Raw genomic sequence first — 15,427 nt, 5'->3', positions numbered from 1 at the left:
GGAGACTCTCATGTCCGCCTCTCCCGCCATCGTCGGCGAAAACCTGAACCGCTCGTTCAGCAACGGCAAGACCGAGCAAACCGTGCTCACCAATATCTCGCTGTCCATCCTGCCCGGCGAACTGACCCTGATCATCGGTCCGTCCGGCTCCGGCAAGAGCACCTTGCTGTCCGTGCTATCCGGCCTGCTGCCGCCCAGCTCCGGCCGCGTCACCGCGCTGGGGCTGGAGCTGACCCGGCGCTCCATCGAGGAGTTGAGCCGTTTCCGCCTGGAGCATTGCGGTTTCGTGTTCCAGGGCTTCAATCTGTTCGCCTCGCTGACCGCGCTGGAAAACGTGCTGCTGCCGCTGAACTACGGCCCCAAGATCAGCAAGCCGGAAGCCGAGAAGCGCGCCCAGGAGGCGCTGGAACTGGTGGGCCTGGGCCCGCGCGCCAAGCTGCGGCCCATGGAATTGTCCGGCGGCGAAAAGCAGCGCGTCGCCATCGCCCGCGCGCTGGTCAAGCGGCCCAAGCTGATGTTCGCCGACGAGCCCACCAGCGCGCTGGACAGCCATAACGGCCAAGTGGTGATCGACCTCTTGCACCAGATCGCCCAGGAACAAGGCACCACGGTGCTGGGCGTGTCGCACGACAACCGCCTGATCAAACACGCCGACCGCGTCATCACCCTGGAAGACGGCCAAGTGGTCAAAGACCTGCGCGTCCATAACACGCCGATGGAGGTAGCATGAGCAGCCCTATTCCCAAGACCCCGCTGCGCCTGGGCCCGCTGCTGGCTTTGAGCCTGTTGCTGGCCGGCTGCTCCGAGCCGCCGCCTCCCGCGCCGGTCCAGCAATCGCCGTGGGCCGCCATCGCCAAGGGCCGCGTCAGCATAGAAGGCGGGGTGATCAATATCGCCGCGCCGCGCGCCGGCATCATTCGCGAGGTGTCGGTGGAAGAAGGCGCCGAGGTCAAACCCGGCGCGGTGCTGGCCCGCATCGACGACCGCGAGGCCAATCTGGCGATGAAGGTGCGCGAGCAGGAGCGCGACGAGGCGCGGCAGGCGCTGACGCTGCTGCAGGTCAAGCACGCCATCGCCCAGCGCGAGCTGCAACGGGTGTCCGCGCTGAGCGGCGACGAGGTGGTGTCCAAGCAGGAAAAAGACAACGCCCGCGATCAGGTCAAGCTCAGCGCGTCAGAACTGGCCCGCCAGCAGGCGGCGGTGGCCACCGCCGACGCGCAAGTGGCGGCCAGCAAGCTGGAAGTGGATCAACACGTGGTCCGCGCGCCGCTGGCCGGCCGCATCATCCGCCGCCAGGCCCGCCCCGGCGACGGCACCTCCACGCTGAACGTGACGCCGCTGTTCATGTTCGCCCCCAACGGGCCGCGCATCGTTCGCGCCGACCTGGAGGAACGCTATGTGGGCTTGGTGACGGCGGGACAGGCGGCCGAGGTGACGCTGGAAGCGGACGAAACCAAGGTCTACAAGGCCAAGGTGCTGCGGCTGGGCCAGGTGTTCGGCAACCGCCCGGACAACGACGACCCCAATGAAAAACAGGACGTGCGCGTGATCGAATGCGTGCTGGCGCTAGTGGACGCGCCGGAAATCCGCATCGGCCAGCGAGTGCTGGTGCGCATCGCCCGACAAGACAAGGCGGGCAAGCCATGATGCGCCCCATCGCTCTACTGCTGCTCCTGGCGCTTGGCGGCTGCGCCGGGCTGGAGCCTTCGCGCCCGACGCCGGCGCTGCCGGAACGCTACGGCCGGACCCTGCCCGGCGCCGGCCCGGACGCCCAGGCCTGGGACGGTTTCGGCGATCCCGGCCTCAGCCGCTGGATAGCCGCGGTGCGCGAGGGCAACACCGACCTCGCCGCCAGCCTGGCGCGGCTGGACGCCGCGCGCGCCGAACTGGGCGTGCTCAACGCCGACCGCTATCCCAAGCTGGACTTCGAACAATCGGTGGAGCGGCGCAAACTGTCCAAATTCGATTTGGGCGAAGTGAGCGAAGACACCGCCAATCCCAGCACCCGCTACAGCACGCGGCTGGCGCTGGGCTATGAAGTGGACTTGCGCGGCCGGGTCAGCGCCGCGACGCGCGCCGGCCGTGCCGACCTCAAAGCCAGCGGCGGCGACCTCGACGCGCTGGGCCTGAGCCTGGCGCGGCAAACCGCCGAACTGTGGCTGACCCGGGCGGAGCTGGCCGCCGACATCGAACTGGTCCAGGAGGCCGCGCGGCTGCGCCAGCGGCTGCTGGCCGGCGTCGCCGCCAAACGCCGCGTCGGCCTGGCCAGCGGCCGGCAACTGCTGGAACCGGACAGCGAGGCCAGCGAAGCCGCCCGTCTGGTCGCTCAACAAGGCGACGCGCTGAAGCGGGTGGAGCGCAGCCTATGCCAGCTGGCCGCCAAGATGCCGGACGCCTGCGGGCTGCCGCCGGCGCGTCCGCTGCGCGAACTCCGGCTGCCGGAAGTGGGCGGCGACGTGCCGGCCCGGCTGCTGCAGCGCAGACCGGATCTGAGCGCGGCCCAGGCCCGCTACGACGCCGCGCGCGCGCGCATCGACGAAGCCGAGGCCGCCCGCTGGCCGTCGCTGACCCTGAACGGCGGGCTGGGCATCAGCGCCGGCAGCTGGTCCGGTCTGCGCGGCAGCAAGGTGCTGAACTGGTCGCTGCTGCCGCAGCTGGACATTCCGCTGTTCGACGCCGGCAAGCGCAAGGCCGAGGCCCAGCGCGCGCGCTCCGCCGCCGCCGAGCAATACGCGGCCTGGCGCGGCGCCGTCACCCGCGCGGTATACGAGGTGGAAGACGCCGCCGCCTCCGCCCATTTCGCCAGAACGGATCAGGAGGCCAGACAGCGGCAATACGTGGACGCCAGCCGCCGCTTGCGCGCCGAGCGCGACGCGCGCGGCGTGGGGCTCAGCGACGGCCAGGCGGAATGGCGCGCGCAACTGGCGGAGCTGCAAGCGGAACAGGGCGTGCAAGGCGCGCGCCGCCAGCAATTGCTGGCGGCGGCCAATCTGATCGCCGCGCTGGGCGGCGGCTGGGAGGGCGCGGACAAGAGCGCGCCCTGAGAAGCGATGAAGCGATGCGGGAGCGCGGCGGCCTCAAGCCGGCCGCGCGTCGCAGCGCGGCAGGCGGATTTCCACGCCCAGGCCGTTGCCGTGCAGGCCGTCGGTCAACAGCAGGCTGCCGCCGTGCAGCTCCACCACCCGCTTGACGATGGCCAGCCCAAGGCCGCTGCCGGTCACGGTATTGTCGGGCAGGCGCACGAAACGCTTCAGCACCTGATCCCGCCACTGCGGCTCGATGCCCGGCCCGTCGTCCAGCACCGCCAGCCTCACATTGGAAAACCCCTCGCTGACTTCCACATTGATGCAAGCGCCGTCCGGGCAGTAACGGATGGCGTTGTCCAGCAGATTGTCCAATAGGCTATCCATCGCGCTGGCGTCGCCGCAGCAGGCCGCCGTCTGCGCGCCGTCGTAGGCCAGCGTGATGTTGCGCTCCATCGCTCGCGGCACCTGGCGCGCCAGCGCCGCGCGCGCCAAGGCCGCCAGATCGAAGGATACCGGCAGCACCCGCGCCGATTCCGCGTCCAGCCGCGACAGCGTCAACAGCTTGCCCACCAGTTCGCCGCTGCGGCCTATGCTGGCGTCCAGCAAGGCCGCCAGCGCCGCCCTCTCCTGTTCGGACTCCGCGCGCGCCAGCAGATGCACTTGCGCGCCTATCGCCGCCAGCGGCGTGCGCAGCTCGTGCGCCGCGTCGGCGAAGAAGCGCTGCTCGCCCTCGCGAAAGGTCGCCAGCCGCGACAACAGCTCGTTGACGGAATTGAACACCGGCCGCAATTCCTGATATTCGGGGTCGGCGCAGGCCAGCGGCGCCGTCGATTGCACATCGCGCGAGGTGATGGTGGTGGCCAGCGTCGCCAAGGGCTGCAGGGCGCGGCCGTAACCGACGCGCAGCAGCAGCATGATGATGGGCACCGCGGCGATCAGCGGCAGCAGGAAGAAGATCAGGATTTCGGCCTGCACCCGCTGCACGAAGCTGCGCGCGATCGCCAACTGCACCCGGACCTCGTCGCCGCTCGCCGTCAGCATGCGCCAGCGCCCCTGGTTGGCCGGCGCGCCGCCGCTGGGCGGCTGCTCCAGCTCCGGCCAAGCGCTGGACACCGCCAGCAGGCGCTGGCGCTTGTCGACGATGCGATAGGCCAGCTCGTCCTTGACCGGCGGCCTTTCGCTATAGCCGTGGCCGAACTGGCCGATCAACTGATCGACGACGCGGGCGCGCTCGCTTTCCTTGATGTCGGCGCTGTAGACGGTGGCCAGGGTGCGCGCCAGCCCGCGCAAATCGCCGTCCAGATAGCCGGAACCGACCCGGGTCACTTCCCAATAAAACCAGGCGAACAGGACCAGCCACACCGCCAATAGGGTGCTCAGACTGGTCCATAGCAGCCGCCGGTAGAGCGAGCGCCGCGCCAGCGAGGGGATGATCATGCCGGCTTGGGCAGCAGATAGCCGACGCCGCGTATGGTGCGGATCCAGTCCGAACCCAGCTTGCGCCGCAGATTGTGGACATGCACTTCCAGCGCGTTGTCGGACTCGCAGCACAGATGCTCGACCAGGTGCTCGCGGCTGACCACCTTGCCGGCCTTGCGCACCAGTTCAAACACCAGCGCGAACTCGGACGGCGACAAGGCCACCGCCGCGCCGCCCATCGACAGCTCTCGGGTTTCGGCGTTGATGCACAAATCGCCAATCTGCCAATTGGCCGACACGAAGCCGCTGCTGCGCCGGGTCACCGCCTGCAGCCGGGCCAGCAGCTCGGGAATCGCGAAGGGCTTGACCAGGTAATCGTCGGCGCCGTTGTGCAGGCCGGCCAGCCGGCTCTCCAGCGCGTCGCGCGCGGTCAGGATGATGACCGGCAGCGTCGATCCGTTGCCGCGCAGCTCCTGCAGCAAATGCAGGCCCTCGCCGTCCGGCAAGCCCAGATCCAGCAGCAGCGCGTCCTGCGGCTCCTCGGCCAGAAAGGTGCGCGCCTCCTTCAAGCGCCTCACCCAGACGGTGCGAAAGCCGGCCTGGCGCAAAGCCTGCCCCAGCGCCTCGCCCAATGCCAGATCGTCCTCCACCAACAGTATGTTCACGGGATATCTCCGCTCGCCAAAACAATGTCAAAATCATGCCAGAGCGCCATGGCAAAAGCTACCGCGCCGGCGTCAATCCTCGGGCTGCAAGAGATGATCCAGCGACAGCACATCGCCCAGCCGCCGCAGGGCCTGCAACTCCTCGCGATGCTCTCGCGCCAGACATTCCGCCAGCGCCTCGCCCTTGGGCAGCAGCCGCACTTCCACGCAGCGGCGGTCGTCCCGCCCCGGACTGCGCGCCACCAGCCGCTGTTGCTCGCAGCGGCTGATCAGGCCCACCACGCTGTGGTGGTGCGACTGCAGCCGCTCGGCCAGTTCGGCCACCGTGGCCCAGTCGCGGCCGGGAAAGCCCTTGATCTGCAGCAATAGCAGGTATTGCAGCATGGTGATGCCGTGGCGCTGGGCCGCCTCCTCGCTGAAACGCTGGAAGCGGCGCAAACGATAGCGGAAGTCCGCCAGACGTTCGAAATCCTGTTTGGAGAAGCTGGATGGCTCGGGCATGCGGTCAATGATCCAGCAAGGCGCGGTAGCACACCGGCGACGCCAGCTCTCCGGCCTCGATGCGCGCTATCTCGTCCAGCTTGTCGCCCAGGAATTGCGCCAAGGCCTGCGCCGGCTGCTTGTCGCCGCCGCCTGCGTGCAGCAACACCAGGCCGCCGCGGCGGCTGGCCTTCCACAAGGGCCACCAGCGCTGCGGGTTCGCCGCCAGGTCGGCCCAATACACCTCGCAGAAGGTGGGCCAATGACGGTCGTCCTGGCGCAGCCATTTCAGCAAGCCGGGCGCGGGCGCCACGCTTTTGAGCCAGTGGGCGGCGTCCAGCGCCTGCCGCGGCAAGCCCTTCGGCCAGGTCTCCTCGATCAGAAAAGCGTTATCAAGCCCCGGCCGGTATTCGCTCACCGGCAATAGGCGAATGGTTGCGTCCATTGCGTCACTCCTTATTTCATCTGGCGGCGGAGGCGGTGCGGCGTCGTCAGAAATATCGTATTACGATATTTAATGGTCAAAAAAAGGCGGCTGGGCCGCCATTGGAAGCTGTGTTCAAAGTCTTGCGAGCTAGAGCGAGACAAGGCAAAAACGAGCGCAAAAGCGGAATGTACTCGTGGCACATAAGCATTTTGAGCGGGTTGTTAGCGTCGTATCGCCGCAGCGCAGCAGATCGTGAAGGCCGCGGCGAATCGCCGCGGCCCTTTACCGCTACAGCGCGGCCTTGAAGATCGCGCAGATTTCCTCGTGGCTGGCCTGGATCGGATTGGTCAGACCGCAAGCGTCCTTCAAGGCGTTGGCGGCCAGTTCTGGAATATCCTCTTCCTTGACCCCCAGTTGCGTCAATCCCGCCGGAATGCCTACATCGGCCGCCAATTGGCGTATGGCGGCGATCGCCGCCTCGGCGCTGGCTTCCACGCCCAGCGCCGCGCCGACATCAGCCAGCCGCTGGCCGGCCGCCTTGGCGTTGTAAGCCTGCACATGCGGCAGCAGCACCGCGTTGCACACGCCGTGCGGCAGATCGTAAAACCCGCCCAGCTGGTGCGCCATCGCGTGCACATAGCCCAACGACGCGTTGTTGAAGGCCATGCCGGCCAGGAATTGCGCGTAAGCCATCTGCTCGCGCGCCTCCATGTCCATGCCGTTGCGCACCGCGCGGCGCAGATGGCCGGCGATCAGCGTCACCGCCTTCAAGGCGCAGGCGTCGGTAATGGGCGTGGCGATGGTGGACACATAGGCTTCCACCGCGTGGGTCAGCGCGTCCATGCCGGTGGCGGCGGTCAGCCCGGCCGGCATGCCGGCCATGGTTTCCGGATCGTTGACCGACAGCACCGGCGTGGTGTGCTTGTCGACGATGGCCATTTTGATGTGACGGCTCTCGTCGGTGATGATGCAGAAGCGAGTCATTTCCGAAGCGGTGCCGGCGGTGGTGTTGATCGCCACCAAGGGCAGTTGCGGCTTGGCGGACTTGTCCACGCCCTCGTAATCCTGGATCTTGCCGCCGTTGGCTGCTACCAGGGCGATGCCCTTGGCGCAGTCGTGCGGCGAGCCGCCGCCCAAGGACACCACGGCGTCGCAGCCGTGCTCGCGCAACAGCGCGAGGCCGGCGCCTACGTTGGCGGTGGTGGGATTGGGATGCACGCCGTCGAACAGCACGGTGGCGATGCCGACGCCGCCCAGCAGCTCGGTCACTCGGCCGGCCAGACCGGTTTTCACCAGGCCGGCGTCGGTCACCATCAAGACCTTGCGGTAACCGTAGCCGCGCATGGTTTCAACGGCTTGTTGCAGACAGCCCGCGCCCATCAGATTGACGCAGGGGATGAAGAAAGCGCTGGTGGCCATGGCAAACTCCTGTTCTTAAGACATTTGTCATAATCGCAGTATGCTCAATTTGGCCGATGCGGCATTTGCCTCACATCAAAAGATGTCCAATCGCCCCGCTCACTTATGCGGCAACACATCCTGCGCCAGCTGGGTGATCAGGGCGCCGAAGCCGTCCCACATGATCTGCACGCCCAGGCATAGCAGGATGAAGGCGGACAAGCGCAGGAACACCACCGAGCCGGTCTGGCCCAGATAGCGCAGCAGCTTGTCGGCGTGGCGGTAGCACAGATAGACCAGCAAGCTGCACACCAGCACCGCGAAACTGCCGGCCAGCGGCGAGATCGCGTATTTGACGATGCCCTTGCCGGTATCGGTCAAGGAGGCGCCCATGGTGATGGCCACCGAGATGGAGCCCGGCCCCACCGTCAGCGGGAAGGTCAGCGGATAGAAGGCGCGTTGCTTCAGGGCGTCCTGGTTTTCCGCCTGGATGGGCTGATCGGTGGAGGTGGGGCTGCTTTCCGGCGGCGCGTCGTTGAGCATGCGCCAGGCGGCGAAGGTGATCAGCAGGCCGCCGGACAATTGCACCACCGGCAAGGACACGCCGAAGAAGGACAGCACATAGCCGCCGGTGAACATGCTGCCCAGCAGCAGCAAGGCGCAATACATGGCGATGCGGCGCGCCAGGTAGCGGCGCTGCTGCGGCGTATTGCGCGCCGTCATCGAGATGAAGATGGGCACCAGGCCCGGAGGGTTCATGATCGGCAGCAAGGCGGCCATCACAAACAGAAACTTTGTTATGAATATTGTCAGCAACTGCATGAATGACTCCGAAGCCATCGAATTCAGATCGGGAACGTCGGCGGGCGGCGCCGCGCCAGCCGCCATATTACACAATTCATCAGTATTGCAAGCCGGCTCTCGCTCGGACTGCGACGCCCCGCCCCGGTTCCGGCGCGCCGCGCGCGTCCGCGGCGCCGGCATGGGCCGGCGCCGAATCCAAAACAATCAAGCCCTTACGCAAAACAGCCCGGCATGGCCGGGCTGTTGGCGAACTGCCGCGCTAAGGCTGGCAGAATTCACAGAGGATCAGCGCGTGGCGGCGGCCAGCTTGCCGTCCTTATTCTCTTGGCGCAAAGCGCGAGCCTTGACCAGCGCCTCGCTGAAATCAATCTCTTCCAGCGCCACCATCCGGGTTTTGTGCTTGTACTTGTAGCCCAGCCACAGCGCCAGGAACAGCGGGATGCCCAGATAGGTGGCGATCACCGCGCTCCAGTCGATATGGCCGCCGATGAAGGCCTCGTAGTTCTGGCCCAGCATGATCAGCAGACACAGCGCGAAGGCGAACAGCGGCCCCAGCGGGAACCACTTGGCCTGGTAGGGCAAGTCCGCCAGATCGTGGCCCTGCTTGATGTAGCCGCGCCGGAAACGGTAGTGGCTGATGGCCACGCCCAGCCAGGCGATGAAGCCGGTCATGCCGGAAGAGTTCAGCAGCCACAGATAGACCGCGTTGGTTTCAAACAAGGAGGTCAGGAAGCACAGCGCGGCGATCACGCTGGTGGCGTACAAGGCATTGCGCGGCACGCCGTTGCTGGACAGCTCGGCAAAGCGCTTGGGCGCCATCTTGTTGCGCGCCATGGTGTACAGCATGCGGGTGGACGCGTACATGCCGGAGTTGCCGGCGGACAAGATGGCGGACAGGATCACCGCGTTCATCAGGCTGGCGGCCATGGCGAAGCCGGCGCGGTTGAACACCAGGGTGAACGGGCTGGCGCCGACATCCTTCATATCGTTCTTCAGCAGCAGCGGATCGTTGTACGGCAGGATCAGGCCGATGATCAGGATGGACAGCATGTAGAACATCAGGATGCGCCAGAAGATCTGCCGCACCGCGCGCGGGATGGTCTTGCCCGGATTGGCGGATTCGCCGGCGGCGACGCCGATCAGCTCGGTGCCCTGGAAGGAGAAGCCCACAATCATGGCCACGCCGACAAAGGCGGCCAGACCGCCGACAAACGGCCCCTGCCCCTGCTGCATCACCGACAAACCCGGCGCGATGCGCTGCGAATTGGGGTCGGTCATGATGCCGAAGATCATCAAAAAGCCGATGACGATGAAGGCGATGATGGTGGCCACCTTGAGCATCGAGCACCAGAACTCGGCCTCGCCGAAGCCCTTCACCGAGAAATAGTTGAGCACGAAGATGATCAACAGGAAGCCGGCGCTCCAGACGATGCCGGGCACCGCCGGATACCAGTAATGCATGATGATGGCGGCCGCGGCCAACTCCACCGCCACGGTGATGGCCCAGTTGTACCAGTAGTTCCACCCTTGGGCGAAGCCGAAGGCCGGATCGACAAAGCGCGAACCGTATACCTGGAAAGAGCCGGATTCCGGCATGAAGGCGGCCATTTCGCCCAGACTGGTCATCAGGAAGTAAACCATCAGGCCGATCAGGGCGTAGGCGATCAAGGCCCCGCCGGCGCCGGCCGACGCCACGGTGGCGCCGGAGGCCAGGAACAGGCCGGTGCCAATGGAGCCGCCGATGGCGATCATCGACAGGTGGCGCGCCTGCAAGGTGCGCCTAAGCTCTTGGCTTTCTTGCTTTTTTTCCATCTCTTTGTCTCAAGTGCGCCTGCTCGGCGACATTGCTTTCGGCTCGCTGCGGCCAGCCGGCGGCCTGCTGTCGCTACGACAGGCAGTCGTAATCGAAACGCAAAAGAATGACAGCAACCACGACTGTTGACTAGTCAAACATGGCTTTGAAGCTTAAAAAACGAAAATGTCATGTTCGCAAAGGAATACCGCACCCGCTTGGATTGCGGCCGAAAGCCGGCTCAAAGCCCCGCCGGCCGGCACGGGCCGGGCCTGCGGCGGAAGACGAGGCTTTGCCCATCCGCGGCGCGGCGCTCTGAAACGCGGCGGATCTCGAGTACGACAAGTCGGCGCAACGCAGCATCCGGGGTTTGTTCGCCGCGCTTCATCGTCATCTCGCGCCGCATCTGTCGCGTGAATCATACAGTTTTCACCCGCCCCGCCCCCGCCGGCGCGCCGCAGGAAAGGCGCCGCGACCGCAGCGCCGCAACGTGGTTGCATGGGAAAACTCACAGTCTCCGACGGTCTCCCGTCGTTTACAAATAGGAATGAATCTCATTTGCAAAAATGACAAATAAGATCTTGTCATATAAAGACAAATTTAAATTTAATCCAAATTAAAACAAATAAGACATCACAAACCGTCACAATCGCATTTACAATTTTCACACCGCCCCATTGAATAAAAACCCACCTAAAACAAATAAAATTTCCATCCGCCTTTATTCATCCAATCCCTTCGCCATATCAATATAACGATTGCTCATAACCCTATAGCGGCTAATTTGTTCGCCCGCTCCCGACATCTGCCATAGAATGGCCGCGCCAACTGAAGCTAAACCTGTTCTTTCCATCATTTTTATTTTGGTTATCACATAACGATAAGTGAAACGCCCGCGCATGAACGCGGGCCAGTCGCAATTCAATCGCTTTTGATTCCACAACCATTTGAGATAAACCATGAACGCCATTGTCGACCCTGTTTTTCACCCTTTTGGAGCGTCCGCCCCGGATCTCGCCCGGCAAATACTGGAACGGGTTTTCAAGCTGCGCCGCGTCCACCCGGAAGACCTTGCCGCGCCGGAGGACCTTGCCGCGGAAATGGCCCCTCACCTGCCCAAGATTCAGGCCGCCGTCAGCCGACGTCAGCCGCTGCAAATGATTTTGCCGGCCTTTCCCGGCAAATCGCCCAACCGCAATAAAACCCTGGGCGCCATGCCCGACCTGGCCGAACGCCACGCGCTGGATAATCTGCACCAACTCTGCCGGGACATTCAGAGCATCTACCCGCCGGGCGCTCAAGTCGCCATTTGCTCGGACGGCTATTGCTTTTCCGACGTGGTATATATCCCGGACGCGGAAGTCGCCGCCTATATGGACGACTTGATTCGCTACGCGCGGCAACGCCATGGCGACAGCTTCCGTTTTTACGATCTGAAAGACCACTTCAGCTATATCGGCGATCTGGATTCCCAGCGCGAAGAGTTGCTGATTCTTTACAGCGACTCCATCGAACAGATCAAACGCCAATGCCAGGACGAACCGGCGATGCGCGCGATGTACCAGGGCATTACCCGTTTCCTGTTCGAAGACGCGCAAGGCATGCCGCGCTTCGCCGGCCACAGCAAGACCAGCTTGCAGAAAATGGCGCGCGCCAACGCCTACCGGGTAATCCAGCGCAGCAATGCCTGGAGCCGGCTGCTGGAGCGCGCGTTTCCGGACAGCCTGCGCCTGTCCATTCATCCGCAATTCCGCGTCTCCGCCAAAATCGGCGTGCGCCTGGTGGACAGCACCGACGCCTGGCTGACGCCCTGGCACGCCGCCGCGATCAAGCACGAGCACGGCGTGATGCTGAAAAAACGCAGCGACATCGACGAGAACCAGTCCGCGCTGGTCTTTGTCGACGGCCGGCCCAGCCACTTCATCGCCACCGCCGCCTGAAGCCCCGCCTTTCATTGTTCATTTCGAGTATCACCATGCAAAACGAACCTATTGTCGCTTCCATTGTTTCCATTCTGCTCGACGCCTTCCAGGGCGAGGCCGACCACCCGCAGCGCGAATCCTACCGCCAGGCGCTGAGCGCCCAGGTGGAAGGCTTCGTGCGCCGGCAACAGCCGCTGCAATTGCTGCTGCCGGGCTTTCCGCTGAAATCGCCCAACACCCGCGACAAGACCGCGTCCGACCGCCCCGACTACGCCGAATACACGGCGCTGGAACGGCTGGACCGGCTGTGCCGCGCCGTCGGCCGCGTCTACCCGGCCGGTTGCGCGCTGGAACTGTTCAGCGACGGCCTGAGTTTCCACGATCTGCTGGACATCCCGCGCGACACCGCCAACGACTACCACCACCGGCTGCGCGCGCTCTACGCCAGCCCGGTGCTGCGCTGGCATGATTACGCCAGCGTCCAGCCCGGCTTCGACCGCCTGCGCGACCGCGCGGAAAGCGTGTTGCGCCGCTACCTGCCCGCCGCGGCCGCGGACTTCTCCCAGCCGCTGCCGGAAAACCAGGCCGGACGCCAGCCGCAATGGCTGGGCCTGCTGCGCGAAGACAATGCGGCGCGCGGCATCGCCGAGGCCGAGGACTGGCCGCAGCGCGCGCGGCGCCTGGCCTGGCGCGGCATCGCGCTGGACGCGATGCTGGCCGAGCACTTCCCGGAAGCCATCCGGCTGACCATCCACCAATCCGGCGCGCCCGGCGGCAAATTCCCCATCCGCCTGTCTCCGGCCCAGGCCGAGGCGGCCTTGCCCTGGCACCGAGTCTACCTGCTGAACCTGGCCGGTCACGGCGAGCTGGTCTCCAAGCGCCAGGCGCTGGACGCGCGCCGCGCCAAGGCGGTGAGCTTCGACGGGCAGCCCTGGCTCTATCTGGAACAGGCCGGCGCGGAATGGGAAGGTTGCGAGTTATCGGTGATGCGGGCCGGCCGCTTCGGCCTGCTGATAGAAAACCGCCGTCCCGGCGCCAACTGCCTGTCTCTGCCGCGCCCGGCCTTGACCCGCTTGGCCCAGATGTTCGGCTTCGTCGCCCTGCGCGGCTTCGCCGTGGCCGACGAGGACAATCTGATCGACTTCAGCGCCCAGTTCGGCACCCCGTATATCTGGCAGTTCGGCGCGGTGCACAAGGTCAAGCCGGAGGAAGACGCCGACGGCTTCGTCCACTCCTTCGAGGAGCTGCCGCTGCACTGGGACTTGAGCATGCTGCCGGCCGACAATGCGTTCGTGCGCAAGAATCCGCGCTTCAGCGCCAGCCTGTTCGCACTGTATTGCAAGACCGCGCCGCAGCACGGCGAAGGCCAGACCACCCTGGTGGACGCGCGCAACATCCTGCGCCAGGTGCCGGTGGCCACCCTGGCCGAATGGGAGCGGCTGGAAATCCGCTACCACACCAAGTTCACCTATTTCGGCGGCGACGCCCGCGTCTACCCGCTGGTGGAAGCCCACCCGGACACCGGCGAATCCGTGCTGCGCTTCCAGGAAAACAGCAACTCCGAACTGCAGAAGTTCTTCGTCGACGTGGAAGAGCGCGCCGACGACTATCCCAACCTGGTGCAGGAACTGCTGGAACGGGCCTATGCGCCGGAAAACCTGATCGAGCACGACTGGCACGACGGCGACCTGGCGCTGATAGACAACTACAACAGCCTGCACGGCCGCCGCGCGATGACCCGCGCCTCGCGCGGACGCGAGCTGTGGCGTGTCCAGGTCCACAAAGGCTAAGCACCTGTTTACGATCTGCTGCGCGTCGGCGATACAGCGTTGAAAAAGGCATTCGAAATGCTCATGTACCACGCGTACATTCCGCTTTCTCAGCGGTTTTCGCCTTGTCTCGCCTTAGCTCGCGAGATCGTAAACACGTTCTAAGGCCCGCCCCGCGCCGTCCGGCCCCGCCGGGCGGCATCGCCCCCCATCCCCCGAAAACCGCCATGAACCCACGCAAGCAGAAAATCCTCTTCGTCGGCGAGGCCGTCACCCTGGCCCATGTCGCCCGCCCCTACACCCTGGCCGCCGCGCTGCCCGCAGCGGACTACGACATCCACCTGGCCGCCGCACCGCGCTTCGATCATATTTACCAACGCCAGGACATCCATTACCACCCGCTGATCACCAAGCGCTGCGAAGACTTCCTTGACGCCGTGGACAACGGCAAGCCGCTGTACCGGCGTGAGGAAATCATCGCCTACGTCGAAGAAGAATTGCGCCTGATCGAACGCCTGGACCCGGACATCATCGTCGGCGACTTCCGCCACTCGCTGGGCATCAGCGCCGCGCTCTCCGGCAAGCCCTTGATCAATCTGATCAACGCCTACTGGAGCCCCTACCGCCGGCCGCAGCCGCTGCCGGTGCCGGAACTGGCCAAGATCAATCTGCACCGCCTGCCCGTCATGCCCGCGCTGATGCGCTGGATCACCCCGCTGGCCACCCGGCTGCTGGCCCGCTCGCTCAACCGCGCCCGCGCCCATTACGGCCTGGCGCCCTTCGCCAACTGCTTCGAGGCCTGGAGCCACGGCGATCAAGTGCTCTACTACGATTCCCCGGAACTGGTGCCGCTGGATCCGCTGCCCGCCCACCACCGCTATCTGGGCCCGGTCACCTGGTCGCCCGGCGGCGCGCTGCCGGACTGGTGGCCGCAATTGCAAGACCGTCCCACCGTCTACCTGTCGCTGGGCTCTTCCGGCAATCTGGCCTTGCTGCCCACGCTGATTGAGCAGCTTCTGGGCGAAGGCCTGCAAGTGATCGCCAGCACCGGCCGCCGCCAGCGGCTGCCGCAACGCTCCGGCCTGTTCAGCGCCGACTTCCTGCCCGGCGAGGCCGCCGCCGCCCGCGCGGACCTGGTCATTTGCAACGGCGGCAGCCCCACCAGCTACCAGGCGCTGGAACAGGGCCGGCCGGTGATCGGCATCCCGTCCAATATGGATCAGCTGCTGGCGATGCGGCATATCGAAGCCTACGGCGCCGGCGCCACGCTGCGCCGCCGCCACATCGAAACCGGCCAGCTGCCGCCGCTGCTGCGGCGCATGCTGGCCACGCCGTCCTACCGCCAGCGCGCGCAGCAACTGGCCTGGCATTTCGCCGCAGCCCGGCCTCACCTTACATTCCGTCAAGTCTTGCAACAATTCGACATACAATCGCCGGCGCAAGCAAAGCCCGGTTCAAACACGGAGCGCATAATGCCGTAAGCATCGACCCTCAGCCTGCTGCGGCGCCATCCCTCGCCCCATCCGCGCCGGCGGTCGCCTTCGAATGATCCGGAGCGGCCCTCGCCGCTCCAAGGCCGTTTTTCTGGAGCCCCGCCGTGACCCAATCCGCCGCGCCTCGCCGCCCGTTTTACCGTTCCCCGCTGTGCTGGGGCCTTGTCGTCGCGCTCGCGCTGGGCGGCGGCTGGTGGTGGCGGCAGCACGCGGCCGCGGACGCCGCCGGCCA

The 15,427-nt window shown here is 65.6% G+C and carries 14 protein-coding genes; 6 read left to right on the top strand and 8 right to left on the bottom strand.

All coding sequences use genetic code 11. The features are described from left to right. Nucleotides 1-10: 10 nt before the first annotated feature. From ACODSD_RS07715 to ACODSD_RS07705, 3 genes are read left to right on the top strand one after another with little or no spacing between them, the layout of a single operon-like run. The gene (locus ACODSD_RS07715; protein ID WP_107799363.1) at nt 11-730 is read left to right on the top strand and encodes an ABC transporter ATP-binding protein; all 720 of its coding nucleotides are present in this window, start codon (nt 11-13) and stop codon (nt 728-730) included. After that, nucleotides 727-1,647 carry an HlyD family secretion protein gene (locus ACODSD_RS07710; RefSeq protein WP_235088887.1) on the top strand — a complete coding sequence of 307 codons (921 nt, stop codon included), beginning with the start codon at nt 727-729 and terminating at the stop codon, nt 1,645-1,647. Before ACODSD_RS07715 ends, ACODSD_RS07710 begins: the two co-directional genes overlap by 4 nt. Further along, the gene (locus ACODSD_RS07705; RefSeq protein WP_253315624.1) at nt 1,644-3,044 is read left to right on the top strand and encodes an efflux transporter outer membrane subunit; all 1,401 of its coding nucleotides are present in this window, start codon (nt 1,644-1,646) and stop codon (nt 3,042-3,044) included. The genes ACODSD_RS07710 and ACODSD_RS07705 overlap by 4 nt, the downstream gene beginning before the upstream one ends. A gap of 33 nt (nt 3,045-3,077) precedes the next feature. On the opposite strand, the gene ACODSD_RS07700 is transcribed toward ACODSD_RS07705, so the two are convergent. The 8 genes from ACODSD_RS07700 to ACODSD_RS07665 form a co-directional block, all read right to left on the bottom strand. Further along, entirely contained in the window at nt 3,078-4,463 is a 1,386-nt protein-coding gene (locus ACODSD_RS07700) for an ATP-binding protein (protein WP_227108034.1), read from the bottom strand. Next, nucleotides 4,460-5,110 (bottom strand): response regulator, encoded by a 651-nt coding sequence (locus ACODSD_RS07695; RefSeq protein WP_107799367.1) that lies wholly within the window; start codon nt 5,108-5,110, stop codon nt 4,460-4,462. The genes ACODSD_RS07700 and ACODSD_RS07695 overlap by 4 nt, the downstream gene beginning before the upstream one ends. Before the next feature lie 72 nt (nt 5,111-5,182). Then, nucleotides 5,183-5,611, bottom strand: coding sequence for a MarR family transcriptional regulator (locus ACODSD_RS07690; RefSeq protein WP_107799368.1), 429 nt, complete (start codon nt 5,609-5,611; stop codon nt 5,183-5,185). A 4-nt stretch (nt 5,612-5,615) separates the two neighbouring features. Beyond that, nucleotides 5,616-6,035: a DUF488 domain-containing protein gene (locus tag ACODSD_RS07685; RefSeq protein ID WP_107799369.1), complete on the bottom strand. Its 420-nt coding sequence runs from the start codon at nt 6,033-6,035 to the stop codon at nt 5,616-5,618. Nucleotides 6,036-6,305: 270 nt separating this feature from the next. Then, nucleotides 6,306-7,436 carry an L-threonine dehydrogenase gene (gene yiaY, locus ACODSD_RS07680; RefSeq protein WP_107799370.1) on the bottom strand — a complete coding sequence of 377 codons (1,131 nt, stop codon included), beginning with the start codon at nt 7,434-7,436 and terminating at the stop codon, nt 6,306-6,308. Between the two features lie 99 nt (nt 7,437-7,535). Next, nucleotides 7,536-8,237 carry a MarC family protein gene (locus tag ACODSD_RS07675; protein ID WP_107801780.1) on the bottom strand — a complete coding sequence of 234 codons (702 nt, stop codon included), beginning with the start codon at nt 8,235-8,237 and terminating at the stop codon, nt 7,536-7,538. 267 nt (nt 8,238-8,504) lie between these two features. Then, complete coding sequence (locus ACODSD_RS07670; RefSeq protein WP_488877108.1) at nt 8,505-10,031, bottom strand: amino acid permease; 1,527 nt, start codon at nt 10,029-10,031, stop codon at nt 8,505-8,507. Nucleotides 10,032-10,732: 701 nt separating this feature from the next. After that, complete coding sequence (locus tag ACODSD_RS07665; RefSeq protein ID WP_227108032.1) at nt 10,733-10,972, bottom strand: hypothetical protein; 240 nt, start codon at nt 10,970-10,972, stop codon at nt 10,733-10,735. Between ACODSD_RS07665 and ACODSD_RS07660 the strand changes: the two genes are divergently transcribed. From ACODSD_RS07660 to ACODSD_RS07650, 3 genes are all read left to right on the top strand, one after another. Further along, on the top strand, nt 10,971-11,951 hold the full coding sequence (locus ACODSD_RS07660) for an L-tyrosine/L-tryptophan isonitrile synthase family protein (protein WP_488877107.1): 981 nt from the start codon (nt 10,971-10,973) through the stop codon (nt 11,949-11,951). The genes ACODSD_RS07665 and ACODSD_RS07660 overlap by 2 nt on opposite strands. A 35-nt stretch (nt 11,952-11,986) precedes the next feature. Then, nucleotides 11,987-13,723: an isocyanide synthase family protein gene (locus ACODSD_RS07655; protein WP_488877106.1), complete on the top strand. Its 1,737-nt coding sequence runs from the start codon at nt 11,987-11,989 to the stop codon at nt 13,721-13,723. Between the two features lie 206 nt (nt 13,724-13,929). Next, nucleotides 13,930-15,183, top strand: a complete 1,254-nt coding sequence (locus ACODSD_RS07650; protein WP_253315621.1) for a glycosyltransferase — start codon at nt 13,930-13,932, stop codon at nt 15,181-15,183. Nucleotides 15,184-15,427: the final 244 nt, after the last annotated feature.

This window comes from Chromobacterium sp. FG22, from assembly GCF_057809415.1.
Note: the sequence above shows the minus strand (reverse complement) of the source record. Positions and strands in the feature narration are given on the sequence as shown.

What these genes read in the sequence shown, in the direction of transcription:
- ACODSD_RS07660 (WP_488877107.1), top strand. Translation starts at nt 10,971, where the DNA reads ATGAACGCCATTGTCGACCCTGTTTTTCACCCTTTTGGAGCGTCCGCC.
- ACODSD_RS07655 (WP_488877106.1), top strand. Translation starts at nt 11,987, where the DNA reads ATGCAAAACGAACCTATTGTCGCTTCCATTGTTTCCATTCTGCTCGAC.
- ACODSD_RS07705 (WP_253315624.1), top strand. Translation starts at nt 1,644, where the DNA reads ATGATGCGCCCCATCGCTCTACTGCTGCTCCTGGCGCTTGGCGGCTGC.
- ACODSD_RS07650 (WP_253315621.1), top strand. Translation starts at nt 13,930, where the DNA reads ATGAACCCACGCAAGCAGAAAATCCTCTTCGTCGGCGAGGCCGTCACC.
- ACODSD_RS07715 (WP_107799363.1), top strand. Translation starts at nt 11, where the DNA reads ATGTCCGCCTCTCCCGCCATCGTCGGCGAAAACCTGAACCGCTCGTTC.
- yiaY (WP_107799370.1), bottom strand. Translation starts at nt 7,436, where the DNA reads ATGGCCACCAGCGCTTTCTTCATCCCCTGCGTCAATCTGATGGGCGCG.
- ACODSD_RS07700 (WP_227108034.1), bottom strand. Translation starts at nt 4,463, where the DNA reads ATGATCATCCCCTCGCTGGCGCGGCGCTCGCTCTACCGGCGGCTGCTA.
- ACODSD_RS07670 (WP_488877108.1), bottom strand. Translation starts at nt 10,031, where the DNA reads ATGGAAAAAAAGCAAGAAAGCCAAGAGCTTAGGCGCACCTTGCAGGCG.
- ACODSD_RS07665 (WP_227108032.1), bottom strand. Translation starts at nt 10,972, where the DNA reads ATGGTTTATCTCAAATGGTTGTGGAATCAAAAGCGATTGAATTGCGAC.
- ACODSD_RS07710 (WP_235088887.1), top strand. Translation starts at nt 727, where the DNA reads ATGAGCAGCCCTATTCCCAAGACCCCGCTGCGCCTGGGCCCGCTGCTG.
- ACODSD_RS07675 (WP_107801780.1), bottom strand. Translation starts at nt 8,237, where the DNA reads ATGCAGTTGCTGACAATATTCATAACAAAGTTTCTGTTTGTGATGGCC.
- ACODSD_RS07685 (WP_107799369.1), bottom strand. Translation starts at nt 6,035, where the DNA reads ATGGACGCAACCATTCGCCTATTGCCGGTGAGCGAATACCGGCCGGGG.
- ACODSD_RS07690 (WP_107799368.1), bottom strand. Translation starts at nt 5,611, where the DNA reads ATGCCCGAGCCATCCAGCTTCTCCAAACAGGATTTCGAACGTCTGGCG.